Origin of the sequence: Moheibacter sp. (assembly GCF_049672845.1) — a bacterium.
Classification (GTDB): domain Bacteria; phylum Bacteroidota; class Bacteroidia; order Flavobacteriales; family Weeksellaceae; genus Moheibacter.
This window is the reverse complement of the sequence record NZ_JBATWT010000023.1, coordinates 346982-370891: the sequence shown is the minus strand read 5'-3', so window position 1 is coordinate 370891 and position 23910 is coordinate 346982. Positions and strand designations below refer to the sequence as shown.

At 40.5% G+C, this 23910-nt stretch carries 19 protein-coding genes; 8 read left to right on the top strand and 11 right to left on the bottom strand.

The window, feature by feature from the left end:
* Window positions 1–6: 6 nt before the first annotated feature.
* The 11 genes from sprA to WBF63_RS09320 all read right to left on the bottom strand — a co-directional run bounded on the left by sprA (window position 7) and on the right by WBF63_RS09320 (window position 16637).
* Window positions 7–7059 carry a cell surface protein SprA gene (gene sprA, locus WBF63_RS09370; protein ID WP_424369451.1) on the bottom strand — a complete coding sequence of 2351 codons (7053 nt, stop codon included), beginning with the start codon at window positions 7057–7059 and terminating at the stop codon, window positions 7–9.
* Between the two features lie 34 nt (window positions 7060–7093).
* A complete protein-coding gene (ruvA, locus tag WBF63_RS09365; RefSeq protein ID WP_424369450.1) occupies window positions 7094–7678 on the bottom strand; it encodes a Holliday junction branch migration protein RuvA in 585 nt (194 codons plus the stop codon).
* Window positions 7675–9951, bottom strand: coding sequence for an NADP-dependent malic enzyme (locus tag WBF63_RS09360; RefSeq protein WP_424369449.1), 2277 nt, complete (start codon window positions 9949–9951; stop codon window positions 7675–7677). Before WBF63_RS09360 ends, ruvA begins: the two co-directional genes overlap by 4 nt.
* Window positions 9952–10022: 71 nt before the next feature.
* The gene (locus WBF63_RS09355) at window positions 10023–10517 is read right to left on the bottom strand and encodes a hypothetical protein (RefSeq protein WP_424369448.1); all 495 of its coding nucleotides are present in this window, start codon (window positions 10515–10517) and stop codon (window positions 10023–10025) included.
* Between the two features lie 278 nt (window positions 10518–10795).
* Window positions 10796–11233 (bottom strand): hypothetical protein, encoded by a 438-nt coding sequence (locus WBF63_RS09350; RefSeq protein WP_424369447.1) that lies wholly within the window; start codon window positions 11231–11233, stop codon window positions 10796–10798.
* A 10-nt stretch (window positions 11234–11243) separates the two neighbouring features.
* Window positions 11244–11600: a hypothetical protein gene (locus WBF63_RS09345; RefSeq protein ID WP_424369446.1), complete on the bottom strand. Its 357-nt coding sequence runs from the start codon at window positions 11598–11600 to the stop codon at window positions 11244–11246.
* Window position 11601: 1 nt separating this feature from the next.
* On the bottom strand, window positions 11602–12045 hold the full coding sequence (locus WBF63_RS09340) for a hypothetical protein (protein WP_424369445.1): 444 nt from the start codon (window positions 12043–12045) through the stop codon (window positions 11602–11604).
* A complete protein-coding gene (locus WBF63_RS09335) occupies window positions 12042–13574 on the bottom strand; it encodes an RHS repeat domain-containing protein (RefSeq protein ID WP_424369444.1) in 1533 nt (510 codons plus the stop codon). The genes WBF63_RS09340 and WBF63_RS09335 overlap by 4 nt, the downstream gene beginning before the upstream one ends.
* Before the next feature lie 383 nt (window positions 13575–13957).
* The gene (rpmA, locus tag WBF63_RS09330; protein WP_424369443.1) at window positions 13958–14218 is read right to left on the bottom strand and encodes a 50S ribosomal protein L27; all 261 of its coding nucleotides are present in this window, start codon (window positions 14216–14218) and stop codon (window positions 13958–13960) included.
* A 25-nt stretch (window positions 14219–14243) separates the two neighbouring features.
* Window positions 14244–14879, bottom strand: a complete 636-nt coding sequence (gene rplU, locus WBF63_RS09325; RefSeq protein ID WP_424369442.1) for a 50S ribosomal protein L21 — start codon at window positions 14877–14879, stop codon at window positions 14244–14246.
* 180 nt (window positions 14880–15059) lie between these two features.
* Window positions 15060–16637, bottom strand: a complete 1578-nt coding sequence (locus tag WBF63_RS09320; protein ID WP_424369441.1) for a T9SS type A sorting domain-containing protein — start codon at window positions 16635–16637, stop codon at window positions 15060–15062.
* 314 nt (window positions 16638–16951) lie between these two features.
* On the opposite strand from WBF63_RS09320, the gene WBF63_RS09315 reads away from it, so the two are divergent.
* The 8 genes from WBF63_RS09315 (at window position 16952) to nuoH (ending at window position 23904) form a co-directional block, all read left to right on the top strand.
* Window positions 16952–17317 (top strand): NADH-quinone oxidoreductase subunit A, encoded by a 366-nt coding sequence (locus WBF63_RS09315; RefSeq protein ID WP_424369440.1) that lies wholly within the window; start codon window positions 16952–16954, stop codon window positions 17315–17317.
* A 37-nt stretch (window positions 17318–17354) separates the two neighbouring features.
* Window positions 17355–17927 carry an NADH-quinone oxidoreductase subunit B gene (locus WBF63_RS09310; protein WP_424369439.1) on the top strand — a complete coding sequence of 191 codons (573 nt, stop codon included), beginning with the start codon at window positions 17355–17357 and terminating at the stop codon, window positions 17925–17927.
* A 14-nt stretch (window positions 17928–17941) separates the two neighbouring features.
* Complete coding sequence (locus tag WBF63_RS09305) at window positions 17942–18475, top strand: NADH-quinone oxidoreductase subunit C (RefSeq protein ID WP_424369438.1); 534 nt, start codon at window positions 17942–17944, stop codon at window positions 18473–18475.
* Window positions 18476–18487: 12 nt separating this feature from the next.
* Window positions 18488–19717, top strand: coding sequence for an NADH-quinone oxidoreductase subunit D (locus WBF63_RS09300; RefSeq protein WP_424369437.1), 1230 nt, complete (start codon window positions 18488–18490; stop codon window positions 19715–19717).
* Window positions 19718–19816: 99 nt separating this feature from the next.
* The gene (gene nuoE, locus WBF63_RS09295; protein WP_424369436.1) at window positions 19817–20311 is read left to right on the top strand and encodes an NADH-quinone oxidoreductase subunit NuoE; all 495 of its coding nucleotides are present in this window, start codon (window positions 19817–19819) and stop codon (window positions 20309–20311) included.
* On the top strand, window positions 20312–21670 hold the full coding sequence (gene nuoF, locus WBF63_RS09290; protein WP_424369435.1) for an NADH-quinone oxidoreductase subunit NuoF: 1359 nt from the start codon (window positions 20312–20314) through the stop codon (window positions 21668–21670).
* Window positions 21671–21672: 2 nt separating this feature from the next.
* Window positions 21673–22770, top strand: a complete 1098-nt coding sequence (locus tag WBF63_RS09285; protein WP_424369434.1) for a 2Fe-2S iron-sulfur cluster-binding protein — start codon at window positions 21673–21675, stop codon at window positions 22768–22770.
* Between the two features lie 138 nt (window positions 22771–22908).
* Complete coding sequence (nuoH, locus tag WBF63_RS09280; RefSeq protein WP_424369669.1) at window positions 22909–23904, top strand: NADH-quinone oxidoreductase subunit NuoH; 996 nt, start codon at window positions 22909–22911, stop codon at window positions 23902–23904.
* Window positions 23905–23910 lie beyond the last annotated feature (6 nt).

The window sequence follows — 23910 nt, the reverse complement described above, 5'->3', positions numbered from 1 at the left end:
AATTAATTAATTTCCAAATGATAAGGTCAAACTTAATCCGGCTCTTATGGTTGAAATCGGATAAGCGGTTGATATTTTGTATTCGGTCATCATCTGATCCCAGAAAAATCTCAGATTTAAGTTTTTGCTGAAATCATAGTCAACTGAGAATTGGATAGACAATAACTGTTGTCCTCCTGTTACCTGAGAGTCTCCGTCAAGAATTCTTCTGATTCTTGTTTCGCTGTCACGTAAACGCACATCTGCACGGAAATTCATATCACCCGTAAAGGTTTTGTTTTTGCCTTGATAACGCATTCTGAATTTCAGATCTCTGATTACATATCCCATTCCGAGTACGTATTCTGTACCATAGTCTTCGGTTAAGGTATAATTGCTCAGACTCATCGTCATCAAACGGTCACGGTTATACTGCGCTCTCAACTGGAAGCTGTTTCTGAAAGTCATATCAACCCCGATGAGCGGAGAGAAAGACTCAATCATATTAACAGTTCCGTAAATGTTTTTGGAATACAAATTATCATTTAAATCTCTTCCGTTCGGATTCATAAAATGATTGGGATTGGATTGAATTCCGTTTACGGTATAGGAAGACAAATAGGTATGAGACAATTCAAACACTTCGAAATAACGATTAATCAGCGGAATATTTCTCATACCGGTATAAGTAATCGACCAGTTAGGCAATGGAACTTTACGGTTGTAGCCCAATGAAGTGTTTTTGGCATTTCTACCCTCTACTGCCGAAACAAATGCGGGAATCAAAACATCATAATTTGACAATCCGTATCCGTCATAATACCCGTCTCCGAGCGGCGCCATTCCATTGGCCATACCCAATCTTTCAGAAATCACCTGCGTATTATCAAGAAAATTCTGATACAATGCGTCCGGATCCATAAAGGCCGTTGATATCGCAATATTACTACTGTTAAGCGTTTGCTGGCGATCCAAATAAGTATTTATATTCGGATTATCATAAGTCTTCAGGTTAAATCCGTTTTCAGAACTTCTATAAGACGATGAACGTTTGGCATTTAAATCAATCCTCAGATGCGGGAATGGTTCTACCATGGAAGTCGCTGTGAAATTAGTTCCTCTTGTGATTACATAAGGTTCCAGCAATTGCTCACTTCGCGTGACCCAGTCATTTCCAGATTCGATGAATTTACGTTTGATGTCAAATTCGGTTCCGTAGATAAATCCGGCATTCGGGCCGCCATCCTTTCCAAATCCGAAGAAATTAGGTTCTGCCAAAATCCCCGGAATAATAGCTCCGTTTGTCTGATTATAATTGAACTGGAATCGTTTGATGCTCGAAACAACCATCCATGCATAATCCTGTCCGCGGTATTTACTTTTGAATTTATAAGGTTTCGTAATCTTGCGAAGCGCTTTGAAAGTCATTCCTTCGTAGGCACGCGTCAGTGAATCCAGCTCGCGTTTTCTACCACGTTTGATGGAATCCACTTTGTTATAACCTCTGAATTCTGTATATAATTTCGTCAGATCAAAATCACCAATCATATTGAAATTACTCATATTCTGGGCAATGTTTCCAAGTCCTTGTCCGCCCGTGTTCGGTGCATTTAAGAATACCGTGGAACGTGCTTGCCAGTTGTAATTTGTGGTAGCGCCCAATTCAATGTTTGCCCAACTCATATACGGGAACAAATGAATCGGTGTTTTCCAGTTTAACTGAATCTGATGGTCATAATTCACCGGACGTCCTACTTTGAAAAGGTCATTCCAGATCAATCCTTTGTCGGCATATTCAAATGCAGCTCCGTCGTTCAGCGTACGGGTGGATGATGTATAATCCAGACGCAAAGATTTCGTCAGATCAAATCCAACATTGTACTGCCAGGAGAAAAGGAAATTATTACTGAATGCAACCGGGAACAAGTAAGAAGAAGTTCCACCAAAGAACTGGTTCAGATCACGGTACTGTCTTTCCGAATAAACACGGTCAATATCCGTTCTGAACGACAATCTCGTCGGCAATGGATTGACGTTGAATTCCTTCAGGAATTTTAAATATTTGGCCGATTTAGCAGTATCCTGAACCGCACGCCAGTCTTGAAGCGGTCGTATGCTCTTTATCGGGAAACTATAATTATAATTCAAAGATGCTTTCACATTTTTAGTCAGATTATAAGCCGTGTAAACATCACGGTTGTACATATCTGCATACATAAATGATAGAGCAAAGTTGGAAACATCATAGAATCTCGCCGGTTTATTATTGGTCTTAACTTTTCTGATATTACTAAATGTGAAAGATTTCTGCTGCGCATAAGTTCTGACCACATCTTTTAATTCCTCTTTTCTAGGATCTTCATCAAACAAAATATCATTGTCAAGCGGATTGTATTTTGGATCTGCGAATTGTTCGCTCATGGAAACATTAAACGGAATTTCAAGACCCCATTTTTCAGGTAAGAATTTATCCAGTTTAACTTGTGCGTTCAACGCATAATCACGATAATCTTCCTGATTGCGCTGACTTGGTCCCTGATCAATTGCACCAAATCCGGCTGAACTGATACTTCCCGAAACCTGAACTTGTGCAAAATCTCCAAGTGTGAAACCAAGACTTGCCATACCGGCATATCCGCCTTCATTGTCAATTTCGCTCAGACGAAGTTCGTTTACCCAAACCAAAACTTCTTTGTCCTGCGCACTCGTTGAACGCAATCCAATCATGACCGAAGTTACTCCGCCTAATGAAGGACGCCCTTTTACATAAATGGTTTTCAACGGATTTTCTTCATCCGGCACAAATGAATATCGCTCAAGTGTATTGTAAGACGCATCTAAATCTCTTGCTTTTTTGGCTTCAACGAAATAATCAGTTAAGATATCCACAAGGTTTTCATCAGGCCAGATTCTGGATGGATTTCCATCTGGAGTTTTGGCTGTATATTTTAGTGGAATTTCGTATTCATAATAGTTGTCTGAATAATCACTTCCCAAACGAATGAACAATTTAGTTGTTTCATCCAATGACTGATTGGTCACGTCCAAAAGGTTTTCTGCGTGAACAAACATTTCCAGACGTTTGTATCGTCTCAAGTCCAGATTTGTGTTTTTAAATACAGCTTTGGTCGGACTGTTGGCGCTAAGTTTTGCTTTCAGCAACATCGAAGCTTCGTTCTGGCTCTGGTATCCTGTAGTTCCCTGAAGTTCTTCACGCTGAATTCCTGGAGGAAGCACATACGGCGGCACATTGGTTGAATTCTCCTCAATAGTTACCTGACCAATTTCAAGATTGCTCAGGAAAGGATCTTCTGTCACACCTTCTTCAGGCCCGGTTGAGCCCGGAATCGGGAACAAAGTTTTTGGATACCTTCTCCAATTACTTCGAACCAAATCCATAGTGGCAAAACGAAGGGTTGTTTCTTCATTAAATCCTCTCATCAAAACACGCATGAAACGTGCCGATGTCAGAACGCTTTTCGCAGCTGATAATTGTTCGTCAGTTACCAGATCTTCCACACCATCGCCGTCAATATCAGTATCGAAATTATCAACCGGAATTCTAAACTGATACCAGGTTACTTCCTGAGTCTGACCGTTTGGCAACTGAACTTCAGCAGTTTTGGTTGCCACAATCATGTTATTTGAATTGTTCATCAGATCAGAAGGACTCATTCTCACAGTGTACTGATTGTACATTTCAGTCTGATCCAAGTTATAATCCAGGTTAATGTCTTCGGCATCTGGCTGCATACTGTAAGCATGAAGCAGATCATCGGTAGAGTTGTTACCCTGTGGTCCCTGGAAATATTTATATCTCGCGGTTATGGAACCTGCGTCCTGGGTTTGTCCCCATCTGTCATCTAAATAGAAAACATAGTTATCATTGGCAGGGTCGTTTTGACCGGTGATGGGATTGGTATTGGAAATTCCGTAGGTAGCAGCTTCTTCAGCATCGGTCAAACCATTATAACCTAAATCCTGTTCTTTTCGGGCAGCACCTTCGGTATCGTAAGCATAAATAATCGGATAATTATCGGGTTGTTTACCCCAAGCTGAAGTAGAAACAGCAGCTCCGTTTCCAGAATGTGGCATCCCGTTTTCATACATCAATTGTCCGTCTTTCAAAATATCTTCCGAAACATTACCTAACTGAATGATCAAATCACCACTTCCTCCTACACCGTCTGCATAGGGATCCATCATCCAGAACTCAAGGTATTCTACATTTGAATCAATGAAGTTGGTTACGGAAATCGGACGCATTGCTCCACCCCATCCCTGTGTATCAGTTGCATTTGGGTTGACGTTGTATGGTCCTGTAATTTCCGGATAAAATGTCATGTCAAGCGTACTCATATAAGTCGCTGTTCCGGCCATCACATCGCGTTGGTCAAACAATTCACGAAGTTCAACTCTACGAACACGATGTTGAGATAGTTCAGCATCTGTAATTCCGGCAGGTGCATTTCCGCCGATTCCATAGAATCTCGGATCGATGCTGTACCAAGACATCAGTTTACGGCCGTTTCCATAAGAAAGATCATCATTGTTCGCTCCATTTGGGAAAAAAGGATGCGTATTACCTGATAAACCTGCGGGTTTACCCGGAACACTGGCCATTCTCCAGGAACCGGCGTCCAACAAACTTATTCTGGACTGAGAATCTTCAAAATCGTCAATATAAGAAGCGCCACCGGCTGCTTTGTTTTGTCCGGGCATCAGATAAGCTCCTTCTGCACTGAAGTTAATTTGTGAAATCTGATCGGTTTTGATTCCCGGAATTTTGTTTGTCAGTCTTGTCAGGAATTCAGATTCTCCTGTGTATTGTGTATGTAATCCGAAAATAGTATTACTTACAGGTTCCGAACCAAACTGAACTTTTTGAGTCAAGGGTCTTTCCTGATAGTTAACAATCGTTCCCCCGACTAAGAAGTTATCTGAGAAATGATGGTCAACATTCAGTCCCATGAAACGTTTCTTCTGCATATTGAACATCGACTGGTTTTCCATACTGATGTTAATCGGAACACCGGAGTTTTTCAGTTGTTCGTTGATGATGGTCACTTGACCTAACTGATAGTCCACGGTATAATCCACACCTTCCACCAGCTCCATACCGTTGGCTGTTACTTTTACAGAACCTTCCGGCACATTAAACGCTCCCAGTGGAATTCCACCCCCAACTTCTCCTTTGTATCGTCCCGCAAGACTATATCGCTGTGCAAGTCTTTCTGCATCCAACGTATTAGGCAACTGGCTATATAGTTCGTTGAAAACATATTGAGAATTCGGATCACCTAAAACGTCTGCAAGATGATCGCCAAAAGGTTCAACCGTCGTAAATATAATAGTACCCTGAGTCGGATTTACAGTAACCCCGTGAACGAAGTCAAACAAACCATCTCCAAAATGACCGTTTCCGCTCATCTGCAGGTTACCGTTCAGATTCAGGCGGTCCATATTCATAACTTGCAAAAGCGTTTGATCCTGAACCGGTGTATTCGGTAAATAATTAATCACTCCTGAAGAATTGGCGCTGTTATCCTTGAATTCTACATTCATGATGAAATCTTCAGGCGAAATACTCAAGGCATTGATAGAGTAAATATTTTTCATCATCAAATCCCAAAGTGGCGAAGCCGTATTTACAGTCGTATTGGGTTTGATTAATTTCGTAATTAACAATTGATTTTGTTCGTCAGACATTTCACCCACCGTATAGATCACTCCCGGTGTACTGTTTTTGGTATATTGAAATGAAACTGCCAAAAGGTCTTCACCATCCACCAAAGGTTGATTCAATGAAATATATCCCAGTGATGGATAAAAGGTATATTCAGACGGATTTAACTTCCGTACGTTTTCATTTACCAAATAATGCTCACCTTCCTGATAAATATTTGGACCAAATGTGAACCCATTCATCGCTGAACGCGCGGTACTCGCCACACGGATTCCAGGAAGTGAACTCACTTGATTGTAAAGTGTTCCGTTGGTCGGCGTGCCACCTTCCTCTCCAAGATCCCTCAATGCAAGCATTGTTTTGCGCTGATCCTGATTGGCACCGCCATTGTCAATTCGCCAGACTTCCAGTCGGGTGATGACAATATCACTTGAAATCTGCGGATAATTAGATAATGCAGTGTCATAAGAATCACGGAAAAATTGCCCTAAAAAGAAGTGACGGTTGTAGTCATAATCTTCAGCAAAAATCCGGTATTCGGTTAATACACCTCCACCCTGAACAGTAATATTTTTGGTTTCAGATCTTTGCTCCGAAAATACCATGCTTACATCTGTATTCCCAAAACGCAAATCGGTACGAACCCCAAAAAGAGACTGCGCACCCGTAATAAGCGAAGTATTGAGCGGCATGGAAATATTCCCCACTTCAATGTTCTGAACGATGTCGTCCTCACCACCGTCCTTCATATTTTTCCATTGCAGTTTCATCTGGTTTTCAAAACCAAAACCTGCCTGTGTATCGTAGTTTGCTTTTAGTTGTAGATTTTCCCCGACTTTACCCAAAACACTCATCTGAATACGTTGTTGCAAATCAACTGTAACCGTATTCCGGTTTTGAGGCAATAATTGCGGATTGTCTATTTTTTGAATGAAAACACCCAAATCCAATTGAGCTGAACCTTGTGGGATCAGCTGAATTTCATTTCCGCCAAAAATACTTTCAAAAGCTCTGGATTTAATTCTTAAACTCGGTAAAATATTGCCCGATTCGCCCTCCTGATCACCAAAAGAATTGGAGCGGTACATCTGATCATATGCTCTGGATTTATCACGGTAATAGGAGTTTATATCACGGTTCAGAATGATGTCCAGATAATCCTGACTTGATAAATAAATGGGCTGACCCACAATGATTTCACCGATTTTTGGCCAAAGCACATATTGATCTCTTACAGGATCATATATGATGTCATAAGTGATCTGATCATCTAAATACAAACCACCATCCTGATTTGTAAAAGGATACTTTAGTGTATCTGATTCTTCCGGCTCTTGCCCGTTTGCTATCCCGACAATTAATAGTAAAAAAATTATCGGAAACAAGCTTTTCATCCTCCTCATGTGTATATAAAGCTGTTTCAAAAAACTATATTCTTTTAAGTGCCTCTTTTACCAATACATCCGCCTGCGCATCCGGAAAGTCTTTTGAAACGATTTCCAATATTTTTTCAGCTGTTTTGGTTGGTATTCCGAGGACGTCTAATGCTGATAACGCTTCAAATTTAGATTTATTTTTAGAATTATCGGAATTTATGTTAAAATTAAATATATCCCCTTCTAATTTGTCTTTCAAATCAATAATAATTCGCTGAGCTGTTTTGGCACCTATTCCCTTAACAGTTTGCAGCTTTTTTACATCGGCAGACTCAATAGCTTCTCTTATTTCCTCTATTTCCAACGAAGAAATCATCATCATCGCAGAGGCAGGCCCTACGCCATTGACCGAAATCAGTTTCAAAAAAACTTCTCTTTCCTGCTGAGAATGAAACCCATACAAAATCTGAGCATCTTCTCGGACTACAAGATGAGTGAAAATTTTTATATTTTCCTGATTCCCAAATTTCGAATAAGAGTTCAGACTGATGTTGACATGATAACCCACACCATGACATTCCACCACCACATGGGTTGGATGAAGTTCAGAGAGTTTTCCGTTTAAATGTGCAATCATTTTTGTCTTTGTTGAGCATCCAGTACAGCAATCGTGGCGAGATTGACAATTTCTTCAATCGTTGAGCGCATCTGTAAAATGTGAACCGGTTTGTTCACCCCCATCAGAATCGGCCCTATAACTTGTGAATTTTCAATTCCTCTCAAGATTTTGTACGATAAATTTCCGGACGCTAAGTTAGGAAAAATCAGCACATTGGCACGTTTTCCGTTTAATTTTGAAAAAGGGAAAGTTTTTGTGATCAATTCTTCATTCAAAGCAAAGTCAGGTTGGATTTCTCCATCCACAATCATATTCGGATGCGACCTGTGCAAAAGCGCTACCGCTTCGCTGACTTTTTTGGAAGTTTCGGTTCTGGCAGCGAAATTCTCAAATGACAACATCGCAACTCTGGGTCTGATTCCAATTCCCCGTACAACATATTCTGTCATCCTTGCAATTTTGGCTAATTCCTTTGCCGTTGGATTGTCATTAATCGTAGTATCTGCAAAAAACAAAGGCCCCTTTTTGGTCATAACCATCATTAAACCCGCTACTTTACTTACGCCCGGAGCAGAGCCAATGGTTTCAAGAACCGGCTTGAGCGAACTGGCATAACTGCGCGTACTTCCGGTAAGGAAAGCATCTGCTTCACCTGCTTCCACCATCATAGAACCGAAATAATCCCGATTGGTCAGGAAACGTTTGGCATTGTATAGTGTCATTCCTTTTCGCTGACGTTTAGCCCAAAGTAGTTCCGCCAATCTTGCTACATGTTCTTCCGATTCTTTTGATTTCGGATCAATTATCGGCACATCTAAATGAATGTCAAATTCTCTTTTTATTTCCTCAACTTTTTCTTTGTTTCCAAGTAAAATTGGCTTTCCGATTCCTTCATCATGAACAATTTGAGCTGCTTTCAAAACATTATACTCGGCTGCATTACTGAAAACAATTGTTTTTGGGTCTTGTTTCGCACGGTTATGCAACATTCTGATGAGCTTCTGGTCACTGCTCATTCGGTTTAATAATTCTTCTTCATAAACCGACCAGTTGTGAACCGGCTTTCTTGCTACACCAGATTCCATTGCGGCTTTTGCAACTGCCATAGAAACTTTGGTAATCAGACGTCCGTCAAATGGTTTCGGGATGATGTATTCCCGCCCAAAGCTAAGATTCCCAATTTTATAAGCCATCTGCACGATTTCCGGAACAGGTTCTTTGGCAAGTTCTGCCAACGCATGAACCGCCGCAATTTTCATAGCTTCGTTTATCTTTGAAGCCTGAACATCCAATGCTCCGCGGAATATGAACGGAAAGCCCAAAACGTTGTTGACCTGATTAGGATAATCAGATCTACCCGTTGCCATAATCACATCGGGTCGGGTCTGAACCGCCAAATCATAGGTTATTTCCGGATTCGGATTGGCCATGGCGAAAACAATCGGGTTTTCATTCATGGACAAAAGCATTTCGGGAGATACCACGTCTGCCTTGGAAAGTCCGATGAAAACATCGGAATTCTTCATGGCATCTTCCAGTGTCTTTAATTCGGTTTGACGAACAAAAGGAAGTTTTTCATCGTTCAAATCTATACGATGGTGATTAATAACACCTTTGCTGTCGCACATCAGTATTTTATCGGGATTGGCGCCCAGCGCAACATAAATTTTGGTGCAGGCAATGGCTGCAGCTCCGGCTCCGTTTACCACAAAAGAAACATCTTCAATCTTTTTACCGGCCAATTCGAGCGCGTTGAGAAGCGCCGCCGCCGAAATAATCGCTGTTCCGTGCTGGTCATCGTGCATCACGGGAATATCGAGCTCTTCTTTGAGTCTTCTTTCAATTTCAAAAGCTTCGGGTGCTTTGATATCTTCGAGATTGATTCCACCGAAAGTCGGAGAAATCGCCTTTACGGTCTGTATAAATTTTTCAGGGTCTTTTTCATCGATTTCGATATCAAAAACGTCGATATCTGCAAAGATTTTAAACAATAGACCTTTTCCTTCCATTACCGGTTTGGACGCAAGCGGACCGATGTCGCCAAGACCCAAAACCGCTGTTCCGTTTGAAATCACGGCTACCAGATTGCCTTTGGCCGTATACCTATAAGCATCATTGGGATTTTTTTCTATTTCCAAACAAGGTTCTGCTACACCCGGCGAATAAGCCAGAGCAAGGTCTCTTTGGGTATCATGAGACTTGGTGGGAATTACTTCTATTTTTCCTTTTCTTCCCGATTCATGATACTTCAGAGCATCTATACGCAGTTTATCGTCTTTTTCCGTTTTCATCTTTTGCTAACTTAAACAAGAGTGCAAAGGTCGGAAATAGCAAACAGAAAATCTAACTTTCAGAAAAGGAATTATTCTCTTTCTTCAAATGAAGCAGGCAAAAAGGCGCATTCCAGCTCAAATGGAATATAATCATCTGTGGATTCTGTAAAGTCCTGAACTTCTCCTTTCCACTTCAGACAAAGCGTTCCGGAATCGTCCTTGGAAAAGGATAAATGATTTTGATCTGCTTCGAAATTTTCATCGGAAAAATTCACATTGGTATAGAATATATCTTCCATTTCACCCTCTTCGTCTTCCTGTTCCACATAACAAAGCGGGATTTCGATGGATTTACCCACAAGTTCTGAGGGAGATGAAAACGGAACAGGGAAATCGTCAACCGACAAAATCACCTGTGCAAAATCATTCTGCAAGGAATCATCTTCCACATGGTCGAGTTCGTCTGTTGAATGAATTTCAATAAGTAATTGGTGCTGTTTTCCTGAATAAACTACTTTGCAGAAACATTTCTCTATGTAGTACGTAAAGGTTTCTTCCGGATGGAAGAATTTGATTGTTTTCATTAGTCGTTAAAAATCAAACTTTCAGCGAATATAAAAAGAGTTTGGAAATTTTCAAACGGAAATGTTTTTTGATGTATTTTTTCTGATTGCATCTAGAGAGTCTTTTCCTTAGATTTTAAACTGAAAGATCCTCCCGACGCTTCGGGAGTATCCTGTGATTTCGCATTTTTATTTTTTATCATCCACACATGTAATACTACCTAGAATTGCTGGTGCTAACACAGAACCAAAAACACCCACTGCAAACCATTCACCTTCTCGTTTTGCTTGTTGCATTTTTAATATTCTTCCAAAAATTTCCTTATTTCTTCTTTATCTACTGGGATCGGTAATTCTTTCCATCCTTCGGATGGAGCTTCTGCTATACTGTCAGGAATAGGGAAGGGTTGGAGGAGAATGTTATTAAGCTCTGGATGCTTTGGGTCTATGATTAAAAAATAGTTTTGTCCTAATTTTAAATTAATTCCTTTGTAATAAGATCTTGATTTATAAATTTTGTTATTATATATAAATGAATATCTATAATGGCTACTCCTAGATTCGTTCCTATATTCCGTTACTTTAGCTATTGAATACACGCCTCTATCATATATAATTAATCTTCTTTTTTGATTAAATTTATTCGCACATGGAAGTATTATAGAGAATAAAATTATCAAGAAAATAATAATCTGAAAAGTGTTTTTATTTTTAACAAAGAAATCTTTGGCATTCATTGACAAATAGTTATTTATTTATGTGGTCAATCATTCCAGATTGAAGATTATTATGATAAGACTGAATTCCGTTTTCGAAAATGAAAGTTTCGAACTGTGTCATACCATTTTCCTGACCTACTGATTTTGCAGCTCCTCCTAAACCATTTCCTATATAATTCGCGCCAATCTTTAATGCAGATTGAGTAGGATTAAATTTTCCTGTTTCTACGTAAATTTGAGCGGCATCCGCCCCTTCACTCATAATTGGTGACAATGCAGTTCCCACTTTCCCCGGCAGCACAGACCCGGCAGCGGCATTCAGCCAGTTGACATCGCCTGTAATTAGGTATTGAACTTTAGCGTTTATTTCGATTTTTACCTCCATATCAATAATCTTCTAAAAATTTGCGGATTTCTTCTTTATCCACGGGAATGGGCAGTTCTTCCCAACCTTCGGGCGGAGCGGAAGTGATGCTGTCGGGAACGGGATAATTATAGAGTAAGAAATTATTATATCCTGGTTTTTCAGGGTCTATAATTATAAAATATTCTTGACCAACAATTAAGGAACTCGAACTACCCCCACAATAACATCTATCCTTAAAAAACTTGTTATTAAAATAAAACGAATATCTATAAAAATCGCTTCTTGTTTCAGTTCTAAACTCTAATATTTTTGCAATTGAAAAAACACCTTCGTTAGAAGTATTCACCCTTTCTTCAATTCTCTTTTTATTTAAGATAGGCATAATAGTATAAAAGACAATGATTGAAAATATAATTAAAATCCAATCTTTATACTTTCTAAAGAATGAGCCTAAAAATGTCATTTTTTGCTATTTAAAACATTCAACTTAATCATCTCACCCTGCATATTGTTATGGAAAGATTGAATACCGTTTTGAAATATAAAATTTTGTGCTGTACTATATCCGTTATCCATACCAACAGAATTGGCTGTTTTTCCAAGACCAAAACCTATAAAATTTGTTCCTGTTCTTAATGCACTTTTACTTAAGTCAAAATTTCCATCATTATAATCTTGGATTGATTGAGAAACTTCAGTAGCTAAAGGAGAGAGTTTTTCTATATTTACCCCTCTTATTTTAGTTGGCAGCACAGACCCGGCAGCGGCATTCAGCCAGTTGACATCGCCTGTAATTGCATATTGGGCGGTGGCGTCTATACCTGTTTTTCCAAGGGCTTGAACCACATAACTACCCACCTGCGTCTCCGCATACATAGAGCCGTAAGTGATCACAGCAGGAGCTGCATAAATCGCTACAATACTCCCACCGAAAACACCCACTGCAAACCATTCCCCCTCCCGCTTAGCTTGGTACATTTTTTTGTAGCCTGCGAACCAATCAGGGTCATTATATAAGTCAGAATATTTTTCATAATTATACCCAAACACATTCCGTCCTATATCAAAATTTCTATAATTCGGTGGGATATATACCCATGAACTACCGGAACCCTTTTTAGATACGATTTTAGATACGATATTTGCAGTTTCTAAAATGATAGGATCATCTTCATTGATGATTTCATCCCCGTTGGTTACCTGCATTCCATCAGGATCAATAAAGTAAACAGGGTTATTTAAAGCATATGAATATGGACTATGCGAGAAGTATTTAGGTGCCATTGGATCAATTACGTTCCAACGTCCTAAAGCTGGGTCATAATTTCTCGCTCCATAATCATACAACCCAAGCCCCAACTCGTCTTGAAGCTCCTTGCCATTGTACTTATACTGGTACTCCGTTTCCAATACATATTCAAGCCTCACAGGAGGATCACTAGGGTCAATCCCTTTCATAAAATCTCTTTTGCTGCCTGTATCATAAGCAGAATGTTTAAGCCCAAAAGGATAATAATGATTCTCTTCCAAAATCTTCAGCTGGTTGGTGGCGGGGTCTTTAGAATAAGATACCCTCACAGAGCTTCGCTCGCAAACTTCAATCAAAGCAATGCTTTGATTTCGTTCGTCTAAGTGATCTGTGTAGTTAAATACATAATTGTATGTATAGGACGTAGGTTCTCCATTTGGCGTATTGGATTGAGGAGTAGCTTTTATGTAGCCTTCTGCATGCGGGAAAAATTGTAAAATTCCGCCGGCATATTGGAAGCCGTCCAGATAATCTACATTTTTTATGGTATTGCCGTCCCTCACTGTTTTCTTTAGTTTTTGACCTGCCGCATTGTAAAGATAATCAATTTTTTTATCGGCTGCCCAGTAGATCTGAGTCGGAAGATTCAGATGATTATAAGTTATACTGGTGATTCCTTTGTTTCGGTCAACGTTAATTTGGCATAAACACGCATCCAACATCCATCCCCATAAGCCCGTCATGGTGAGCATGTCGAACCACAAAGGGCTTCTCTATTCTCTATCCTTCCCATCCCCCCAACACTCAAACTCTCACCCTCCATCCCCGTCACCCTGAAAAACACCCGAAATCACCCTTTATAGACACTCCATAGATGCGCCATAGATGCGCCCAGTATACGTCCACTTATTAACAATCCAAAAAAGGGCAAAAAAAAACCATTTTTACACCCTAAAATAAATCAGAAATTTTAATGATTTCTCACCTCATTTTCACCCCTGAATTTGAGAAAAGATTTCACACACAATTTCACAAAAGATTGAGAAGAGCATAAAACATAAATAAACCCATAAAAAAAACAGCCTCCTTATTCAGGAAGCTGTTTGAAATTTTCAACTTAAGAGAATTACTCTACTACCGGATCGATAGATACGTAAGATCTGTTGTCCGCTTTTTTACGGAAAACAACCGTACCGTCTACCAAAGCAAACAAAGTGTGATCTTTACCGATTCCCACTCCGTTACCCGGATGATGTTTTGTACCTCTTTGGCGAACTATGATATTTCCTGCAATTGCAGATTGCCCACCGAAGATCTTCACACCCAATCTTTTGGAATGCGACTCACGACCGTTCTTGGAACTACCAACTCCTTTCTTATGTGCCATTTTAGTTTATTTTATCAGTTATAGATTAAGCAGTCTTCCCACCGTTAAGTTCGTCCTGCCAAGCTTTCAATTCATCAAATTTACCTGCAGCAGCCATTTCAGCTTGTTTTGCCCAGGTTTCAGGATCCAAATGCGCTAAATTTTCTCCCGCTTCCAAAACCGCTTTGATTTCCTCAACCGATTTTTTGGACAATTTAGCGAAAGTATCAATTCCTGCTGCTACCAAAGCTTCTGCTGTTTTCGGACCGATACCCTCAATCAATTTCAGGTCGTCTCCTTTTTTAGCCGCTTTTTTAGCAGGCGCTTTTTCTTCTTTTACTTCTTTGGTTTCTTTTTTGGTAGCTTTTGCTTTGCCACCACCAATCGAAACAATCTCAATCTTTGTGAACTGCTGACGGTGACCGTTTTTCTTTTTGTAACCTTTTCTTCTTTTCTTTTTGAAAACGATTACTTTGTCACCTTTTACGTGTTCAACGATTTTCGCTACAACGGAAACTCCGTCTATAACCGGGGCGCCAACCTGTACAGAACCATTGTCAGTAAGCAATACACGGTCGAAAGAAACTTCCGAACCTGCATCCCCCTGCAAACGGTTTACGTACAATTGCTGGTCTTGCTCAACTTTGTATTGAAGCCCTGCTATTTCTACAATTGCATACATTAGTTATACTTTTTAATTATTTTTTCGGACGGCAAATATAGGAATTAATCTTTTATCTGCAATAGATTCAGGCAATTATTTGTTTGACTTATTTTATTGCTTTCGAATTAATTAGAAATTTCTCTCCTTAAAATGAAACCGGCAGAACCTTCCACCGGTTGTAAAGCTGATAATTCATCTTTACCTCACCAATAATTTTTTTACAAAATTTCCATTTTCATTGCTTAAACGAATCAGATAAACTCCTGATGATAACGAAAGATTCAACTGTGTACTTCCTGAAATATTTTGCTTATGCACCGATTTACCGGACATACTGAAGATTTCCATCTGGAAATTCCCATCTGTTCTGACTGTAAAACTGCCATTTGTCGGGTTCGGATAAACTGAAATTTCTGAACTGAAAGTTTCACCTGTCCCCATCAGCTCATTGCGCCCCATTTCATACATTACTTCTCTTTCATCCCATCCCTCTCCGTCATCGAAACGGTAATCTGACCAGGCTACATGAAGATTTCCATCAGGAGAAAACCGGGCAGACGGCGCTTCAAATCCCGGATCTTCTTCATTGATCACCAATGTCTCACCAAAGCCGGTTTCGGGATAATATTCAAGATAGGAATTGGTTTCCGCCAAGAAATCAGTATAAATAATCGCGCAATCACCATTTGAATTACAATCCATATCAAATCTCTTTAATAAACCTCCCGCATTAGCCGGAATTTCCAATAGATGATCGGTAAGTGTAAATTCGTCTGCGGTTTCATCATAACTGAAAATTCTGAAGATATCCCTGTCAGGTCCGCTTGCTTTGTGCAATGTAGCCACTATCAGATTCCCCTCACCAGAGCTTGCCAACACATAATTATTATAGCCAATATTCTCATTTGAAATCAGTTCAGGCTCACTGAGAGTATGCGTCGCCTCATCATAAATCCGGTACTTCAGTTCAATGGTTCCGCCTGATGTATTCTCTGAATAAACAATCATCGCGCGGTTATTTCCCATACCTTTTATAAACGGATATCCCGCATCCAACCCATCACTGACATCAGACACAGCCACATCCGCCGACCAGTTTTCCCCATCAAAATAAGTCATATAGATTTCCTCGTTGGTAAGGTTTTCCCGGTAATCATAACCCCAAACCACGACCGGAAGATTATCAGAAGTACTGTAAACATCATGATGGGCATTGAAATGACTTACAGTCCCGTTTAAATCAGAAATCTTGACCGCTTCAGACCATTCCCCCGCTGCAGCATCGTAGTGGGAATAGCCGATATAATTTCTGACATTTTCATAAGCCCAGACATTGTAAACCACATGCAAATCACCGTTTGGAGAAGTTCCGATTGCCGGAAAATGATTATTTCTGTCGCCTATTTCACCCCCTGCATCTACAAAAATTGCTTCGCTCCATTCTCCCTCACTCAATTTCTTGCGAAACATAATCTTTTGAAGACCATTAGGATGATTATCGTTGTAAACTACATAGGGCACATTGTCGGAACCGGCTGTAAGGCGAACATCCCAGGAATCGATGGTGGGATTTTCAGACAGGTTAAAATCCGGGCCGCTCCAGTCAAGCATCAGCTCATTTGGACCAAGCTGATTTTCATTTGAATTTCCTTGTTGACCAATCAGATTTTTCTTGAAATAAATTTGACCGTCCAAATCCGTATCGTAAATACCGTTAAACTGACCAAAAAGAATTCCGCTGAATAGCGATAAAACATAGAGTAAATTTTTCTTCATAACTAAACTTTTTTAACCAAAATCTCAAATTTATTGATTTTCATATAGTTAATCAGAGGATTATTCTGTTAAATCCTGATATCCACTCATCTCAGACCCTTCGGTTCTTATTAAAAAAAATGTACGAAAACGTTTGAAATGATAGAATATCTTCAAACTTTGACGACTTATCTTGTAGAATTATTACCAATAAGGGTTATTTAAAATCAATATAAATTAGTGATTTTACCGAATATTTGGCAAATAAAAATTGGATTGACTTTGCTTACCATGAATAGTTCGTAAATTTACACGCTGATTTTTGTAGTAAAAAAATGGACACATCTTTTGATTATATCCCGATTTTAGTCTTGTTTTTACTGGCCGCTGGTTTTGTGGTTGGCACTATTGTCGCCACACATTTTTTAGGACCCAAACGTAGCACAGATGAAAAATTAGATAACTTCGAAAGTGGAATCGAACAGGTTGGAAATGCAAGAAAACCCTTTTCCATCAAGTATTATTTGGTTGCAATTCTATTTGTTTTATTTGACGTAGAAGTGATTTTCTTTTATCCCTACGCGGTCAATTTCAAGGAATTGGGCTGGGAAGGATTTGCAGCTGTATCAACTTTTGTAGGTCTGTTTTTGATTATGTATATTTATGTGAGAAAAAAAGGAGCGCTGGATTGGGAAAAATAATCCGCGTTCTGAATGTTGTTAATTTAAAAAGAGAGTTATGATTCACAATAAAAGACCGGTTACACACAATACAAACGTGAAAATTGTGGATATGCCGGAAGGATATCAGGGAGAAGGTTTCATGACCATGCAACTTTCAAAAGTAGTAGGCCTTGCGAGAAAAAACTCCATCTGGCCTTTGCCTTTTGCGACCAGCTGCTGCGGAATCGAATTCATGGCAACCATGGGTTCAACTTATGACCTGTCCCGGTTTGGAAGTGAACGCCTTGCCTTCACACCCAGACAATGTGACCTTTTGATGGTTATGGGAACCATTTCAAAAAAAATGGCGCCTGTTTTAAGACAGGTTTACATACAAATGGCCGAACCGCGTTGGGTAGTAGCGGTGGGAGCCTGTGCCAGCAGTGGCGGAATCTTCGATACTTATTCGGTTTTACAGGGAATTGACCAAGTCATTCCGGTGGACGTTTATGTCTCCGGTTGCCCGCCCAGACCCGAAGCCATTTTGGACGGCGTTATGCGTGTTCAGGATCTGGTGGAAACAGAAAGTATCAGAAGACGTGACAGCGAGGAATATCAGGAATTATTGAGAAGCTACGGCATTTCATAAGCGAAAAACTATATATGTTGGACAATAAATTTGTTTTTGAAAAACTCAGAGAAAAGTTCGGAGAAGCAATCATAGGCTACGAAGAAAGCTTCGGAATGATGGCCATTCATGCCGATAAAGAATTCAATCTGAAAATTCTTCAGTTCTTATATGAAGAAGAAGATTTAGCTTTCCGTTTTTTAACTGATTTAACCGCCATTCATTATCCGAACAATCAAGGGAAAGAACTGGTGGTTACTTATTTGGCTTATAATATGCCGAAGAACTTCCACATTAGACTGAAATTCGCGCTGGACATCAACGAACCCAACATTTATACCGCTTCCAAACTTCATGCGACGGCAAACTGGCTCGAAAGAGAATGTTATGATTTTTACGGTGTAAATTTCGTCGGACATCCCAATCTGATTCGCGTGATGAATGTAGATGAAATGGATTATTTCCCTATGCGGAAAGAGTTCCCGCTGGAAGACCAGACACGGTCTGACAAGGACGACGAAATGTTTGGACGAGGCGGAAATTTTAATTACGGAAATTTTACCGTTTAACGGATCGAGAAAATGGCAGAATTAGAAAAAAATATAAAAAAGTCTAAAGTTGCGACTGAGAAAACCACTCAGACGATTAACCTCGGACCTACGCATCCCGCGACACACGGTGTATTCCAAAACATTTTGGAAATCGACGGTGAACGAATCATCAGTGCAATACCTACTGTGGGATATATTCACAGAGCTTTTGAAAAAATCGCGGAAAGAAAACCTTTGTATCAGGTAACCCCACTTACAGACCGTCTGAACTATTGTTCAGCGCCGATTAACAACATCGGTTGGCACTTGACGGTGGAAAAATTTGTGGGAATTGAAGTTCCGGCAAGGGTTAGTTATATGCGTATCATCATTATGGAACTCGCCCGGATTTCAGATCATTTGATCTGCAGTTCCATTATGGGCGTGGATTCCGGCGCTTTTACCGGATTCCTTTATGTGTTCCAATTCCGCGAACGTATTTATGAAATTTACGAAGAAATATGCGGAAGCCGACTGACAACCAACATCGGCCGCATCGGCGGATTTGAAAGAGATTTCAGTGAAGCAGCCTGGGATAAAATCAACAGTTTTGTGGAGGAATATCCCAAAGCATTGAAAGAATTTGAAGATTTATTTAACCGAAACAGAATTTTCATCGAACGTACCCAAGGTGTGGGTGGCATCACTGCCGAACGTGCTTTGGCTTACGGTTTTACCGGTCCTAACCTTCGTGCTGCCGGTGTTGATTATGATGTAAGAGTTCAGAAACCTTACAGCCGATACGAAGAATTTGATTTCAAAGTTCCAATCGGCACAACAGGCGATTGCTATGACCGTTTCCTGGTAAGAAACGAAGAAATGTGGCAGTCTATCAGCCTTATCAAACAAGCCATCCAAAAAATTAATGACCTGACAGGCGAAGAAGCTACCAAACACCACGCAGACGCGCCGGATTTCTATCTGCCACTGAAAGCCGATGTTTATACCAAAATGGAAGCTTTGATTTACCATTTCAAAATCATTATGGGTGAAGTCGATTTGCCTGTCGGCGAAATTTATAATGCCGTGGAAGGTGGAAACGGAGAATTGGGATATTATTTCATTAGCGACGGTGGACGTTCGGCTTACAGACTGCATTTCAGAAGACCTTGTTTCATTTATTACCAGGCTTATCCTGAATTGATTGAAGGTTCTATGCTGAGTGACGCCATCATCACCATGAGTAGTTTGAATTTGATTGCCGGCGAACTGGACGCTTAATATGAATGATAAATTTTAAATTATAAATAAGATTTGGGTTTAAATAATTTTCAGAATTAACTTGAAACTTTAAACCTGAAACTTTAAACGATAAGAAAAATGACAACAGTTCAATTTTCGGAAGAAACATATAAAAAGATAAAGGAGCTCATCGCACGTTATCCCGAAGGGAAACAAAAAAGTGCGCTGATTCCGGTGTTGCATGTCGTTCAGGCCGAACATGAAGGCTGGCTCGATGTTCCGGTAATGGATCACGTGGCCGAAACCTTAGGAATTTTGCCTGTGGAAGTTTATGAAGTAGCTTCTTTTTATTCGATGTTTAATTTGAATCCGGTTGGGAAATACGTTTTGGAAGTTTGCCAGACCGGACCTTGTATGTTGCGTGGTTCTGACAAAATCATGAACCATATCAAACAAAAATTAAACATAAAAGCAGGTGAAACAACTCCTGACGGACTTTTCACGCTGAAACCGGCGGAATGTCTCGGCGCTTGTGGTTATGGGCCTATGATGCAGTTGGGGAAAACTTATCGTGAAAACCTTACAGTTGAAAAGGTAGATGAATTGTTGGAAGAATTGAAAAAACTCGCTTAAATGGGAGAAACAAGATTATTATTGAAACATGCCGATGTGCCCGGGATTCGTCATTATGACGCTTACCGCGAACATGACGGATATAAATCGGTGGAAAAAGCATTTACGATGACGCCCGAACAAATTCTGGAAGAAGTCAAAACTTCCGGGCTTCGAGGTCGTGGTGGTGCAGGTTTCCCAACCGGAATGAAATGGAGTTTCCTCGCAAAACCAGAAGGTATTCCACGCCATTTGGTGGTAAATGCCGACGAATCAGAACCGGGAACTTTCAAAGACCGTTACCTGATGGAATTCATTCCGCATCTTTTGATCGAAGGAATGATCATCTCCTCTTTTTGTTTGGGAAGCAATACTTCCTATATCTACATCCGGGGTGAATTTGCCTGGATTGCAGAAATTCTGGAAGAAGCCATTGCCGAAGCCAAAGCAAACGGATGGCTTGGAAAAGATATCAAAGGTACCGGATTTGACTTGGAGATTTATGTTCAGCGCGGAGCCGGAGCCTATATCTGTGGTGAAGAAACCGCTTTGCTCGAATCCCTCGAAGGAAAAAGAGGAAACCCGAGAATCAAACCGCCTTTCCCGGCCGTAAAAGGACTTTGGGGAAGACCAACAGTGGTAAATAATGTTGAATCCATCGCCGCCGTTGTTCCGATTATTGATATGACCGGAGCCGAATATGCCAAAATCGGAGTCGGTCGCTCTACCGGAACTAAATTGATTTCCGCTTGTGGAAACATCAACAAGCCCGGTGTTTATGAAATCGATATGACACAAACCGTGGAAGAATTTATCTTTTCCGATGAATTCTGTGGCGGCATCCCGAACGGAAAAAGACTGAAAGCCTGTATTCCGGGCGGAAGCTCCGTTCCGATTCTGCCTGCCAATTTATTATTGACAACAGCAGAAGGCAAACCAAGATATATGAATTATGAATCCCTTGCCGAAGGTGGATTCGCAACTGGAACCATGATGGGTTCAGGCGGATTCATCGTTTTGGACGAAGACCAGGACGTTGTGTATCACACTTATACTTTGGCCAGATTTTATCGTCACGAAAGCTGCGGACAATGTTCGCCCTGTCGTGAAGGAACAGGCTGGATGGAAAAAATCTTGAAGCGAATTGACGAAGGACAAGGAAAAATGTCTGACATCGATTTACTTTGGGATATTCAGAGAAAGATTGAAGGAAATACGATTTGTCCGTTGGGCGATGCCGCAGCCTGGCCGGTTGCAGCTGCCATCAGACATTTCAGAGATGAGTTTGAGTGGCACGTTCTGAATCCGGAAGAGTGCCTGACGAGAAATTATGGATTGGCCGGTTATGCCGATCCGCTGGAAATAAAAGAACAGGCTTAATTATGTCAGAAATAAAAGAAACGCCTCTGTTTACCGTAACCATTGACGGGCACACAATTCAGGTGCCGGCCGGGACTACAATCCTTCAGGCCGCGCGTATGATTGGAAAGGAAGTGGCGCCCCCTGCCATGTGTTATTACAGCAAACTGGATAATACGGGCGGAAATTGCCGTACCTGTATGGTGGAAGTAACCAAAGGAAGTGAAGCAGATCCGCGTCCGATGCCCAAATTGATGGCTTCTTGCCGCACAACGGTAATGGACGGAATGGTGGTCGGAAACAAAACTTCTGAACGTGCGCTGACAGCAAGAGAAGGTGTAGTTGAATTTTTACTGATCAACCATCCTCTGGACTGTCCGGTTTGTGATCAGGCAGGCGAATGTAAACTGCAGGATCTAAGCTACGAACACGGAAAAGAAGAAACCCGATACGAATTCAAACGCAGAACTTTTGAGGCGGAAGACATCGGTGATAAAATTCAGTTGCACATGAACCGCTGTATTTTGTGCTACCGTTGTGTGAAATTGGCCGACCAAATCACCGGAAAACGTGAACACGGCGTGATGTTCCGTGGAGATCATGCGGAAATTTCAACTTATTTAGGGAAATCATTGGACAATGAATTCATCGGAAATGTGATTGATGTTTGTCCGGTAGGTGCTTTGACCGATAAAACTTTCCGATTCAAAAACCGTGTCTGGTTCCTGAAACCTGTAGATGCACACAGAGACTGCCCTACTTGTTCGGGGAAAGCACAGGTTTGGTACCGTGGCGATGAAGTCTTCCGCGTGACATCCCGCAAAAACGAATGGAATGAAGTCGAAGACTGGATTTGCAACACTTGTCGTTACGATAAAAAAGAGACAAAAGACTGGGTAATTGAACAACCATCACTGGTGGCAAGAGATTCGGTAATTCGTCAGGGGCATTATGCCGGAAAAGTCGGAACGGTTAAACCCAACGAAACCTTTAAAAATGTGATGAAAGGACGAGATCCGAAATTATTGCTGAATATTCACGACGTGAGCGAAGTCAATGAGCAGGATCGTGATTTGAGTAAAATCAATCGTCCACCCACAAGTTTGGATTATAAAGAATGATTAAAATAATTTAAGAATTTGAAGGTTTGAAATTGAAAATTAATTTTTCATTCAAAATTCAAAAATTTAAAATAATAAGAACGTATGAACCCGGAATTTTGGAGTTTAATTGGTGAAAAAGCAGCTTTAAGTGGCGCAATGATAGCCTTTGCCTTGGTTGTCGCGATGTATTCAACTTGGGCAGAACGTAAAGTTGCGGCTTATATTCAGGACAGACGTGGTCCGGATCGTGCCGGTTGGGGTGGATTATTACAGCCGCTGGCCGATGGTGGAAAACTTTTCTTCAAAGAAGAAATAACACCTCGTCATGCCGAAAAATTCCTGTTTATACTCGGTCCGACCCTTGCCATGATTCTGGCTTGTATGACCGGTGCGGTAATTCCCTGGTCCACTCCTTTTCAATTGGGAGATTCTGTCATTATTCCACAAATTGCCGATATCAATGTCGGATTTTTATACATCTTAGGAGTTTTAAGCTTAGGTGTTTACGGAATCATGTTGGGTTCCTGGGCTTCCAACAACAAATGGTCGCTAATGGGGGGACTTCGTGCCGCTTCACAGATTATTTCTTACGAATTACCCATGGGTCTTGCTTTGATTACGATTTTGATGATCAGCGGAACCCTGAGACTGAACGGAATTGTGGAACAACAAATGGACGGATATTGGAACATCATCCTCCAACCCGTTGGGTTTATTATATTTCTAGTATGTGCATTTGCGGAAACCAACCGTACACCGTTTGACTTACCGGAAGCGGAAAACGAATTGATTGGTGGATACCATTCTGAATATTCTTCCATGAAACTTGGATTTTTCCTTTTCGCGGAATACATCAATATTTTCATCAGTTCGGTAATTCTAGCAACGCTTTATTTCGGCGGATATGATATTCCGTTTGTCAATGATGCTGAACTGACCGAAAGCCTGGGAATAAATACCATGGCGGTTTTGCACTTCCTGAGTTTATTTGTAAAAGCATGTTTCTTCATATTTGTCTTTATGTGGGTAAGATGGACAATCCCAAGGTTCCGTTACGACCAATTGATGGATTTGGGATGGAAAACATTGTTGCCACTGGCACTTGTAAATATGTTGATTACAGGATTGGTAATTTTATTATTAAATAATTAAAAAATA

Bases quoted from the DNA above. Each gene is read 5' to 3' on its own strand.
- sprA (WP_424369451.1), bottom strand. From the start codon at position 7,059: ATGAAAAGCTTGTTTCCGATAATTTTTTTACTATTAATTGTCGGGATA.
- ruvA (WP_424369450.1), bottom strand. From the start codon at position 7,678: ATGATTGCACATTTAAACGGAAAACTCTCTGAACTTCATCCAACCCAT.
- WBF63_RS09360 (WP_424369449.1), bottom strand. From the start codon at position 9,951: ATGAAAACGGAAAAAGACGATAAACTGCGTATAGATGCTCTGAAGTAT.
- WBF63_RS09355 (WP_424369448.1), bottom strand. From the start codon at position 10,517: ATGAAAACAATCAAATTCTTCCATCCGGAAGAAACCTTTACGTACTAC.
- WBF63_RS09350 (WP_424369447.1), bottom strand. From the start codon at position 11,233: ATGAATGCCAAAGATTTCTTTGTTAAAAATAAAAACACTTTTCAGATT.
- WBF63_RS09345 (WP_424369446.1), bottom strand. From the start codon at position 11,600: ATGGAGGTAAAAATCGAAATAAACGCTAAAGTTCAATACCTAATTACA.
- WBF63_RS09340 (WP_424369445.1), bottom strand. From the start codon at position 12,045: ATGACATTTTTAGGCTCATTCTTTAGAAAGTATAAAGATTGGATTTTA.
- WBF63_RS09335 (WP_424369444.1), bottom strand. From the start codon at position 13,574: ATGACGGGCTTATGGGGATGGATGTTGGATGCGTGTTTATGCCAAATT.
- rpmA (WP_424369443.1), bottom strand. From the start codon at position 14,218: ATGGCACATAAGAAAGGAGTTGGTAGTTCCAAGAACGGTCGTGAGTCG.
- rplU (WP_424369442.1), bottom strand. From the start codon at position 14,879: ATGTATGCAATTGTAGAAATAGCAGGGCTTCAATACAAAGTTGAGCAA.
- WBF63_RS09320 (WP_424369441.1), bottom strand. From the start codon at position 16,637: ATGAAGAAAAATTTACTCTATGTTTTATCGCTATTCAGCGGAATTCTT.
- WBF63_RS09315 (WP_424369440.1), top strand. From the start codon at position 16,952: ATGGACACATCTTTTGATTATATCCCGATTTTAGTCTTGTTTTTACTG.
- WBF63_RS09310 (WP_424369439.1), top strand. From the start codon at position 17,355: ATGATTCACAATAAAAGACCGGTTACACACAATACAAACGTGAAAATT.
- WBF63_RS09305 (WP_424369438.1), top strand. From the start codon at position 17,942: ATGTTGGACAATAAATTTGTTTTTGAAAAACTCAGAGAAAAGTTCGGA.
- WBF63_RS09300 (WP_424369437.1), top strand. From the start codon at position 18,488: ATGGCAGAATTAGAAAAAAATATAAAAAAGTCTAAAGTTGCGACTGAG.
- nuoE (WP_424369436.1), top strand. From the start codon at position 19,817: ATGACAACAGTTCAATTTTCGGAAGAAACATATAAAAAGATAAAGGAG.
- nuoF (WP_424369435.1), top strand. From the start codon at position 20,312: ATGGGAGAAACAAGATTATTATTGAAACATGCCGATGTGCCCGGGATT.
- WBF63_RS09285 (WP_424369434.1), top strand. From the start codon at position 21,673: ATGTCAGAAATAAAAGAAACGCCTCTGTTTACCGTAACCATTGACGGG.
- nuoH (WP_424369669.1), top strand. From the start codon at position 22,909: ATGATAGCCTTTGCCTTGGTTGTCGCGATGTATTCAACTTGGGCAGAA.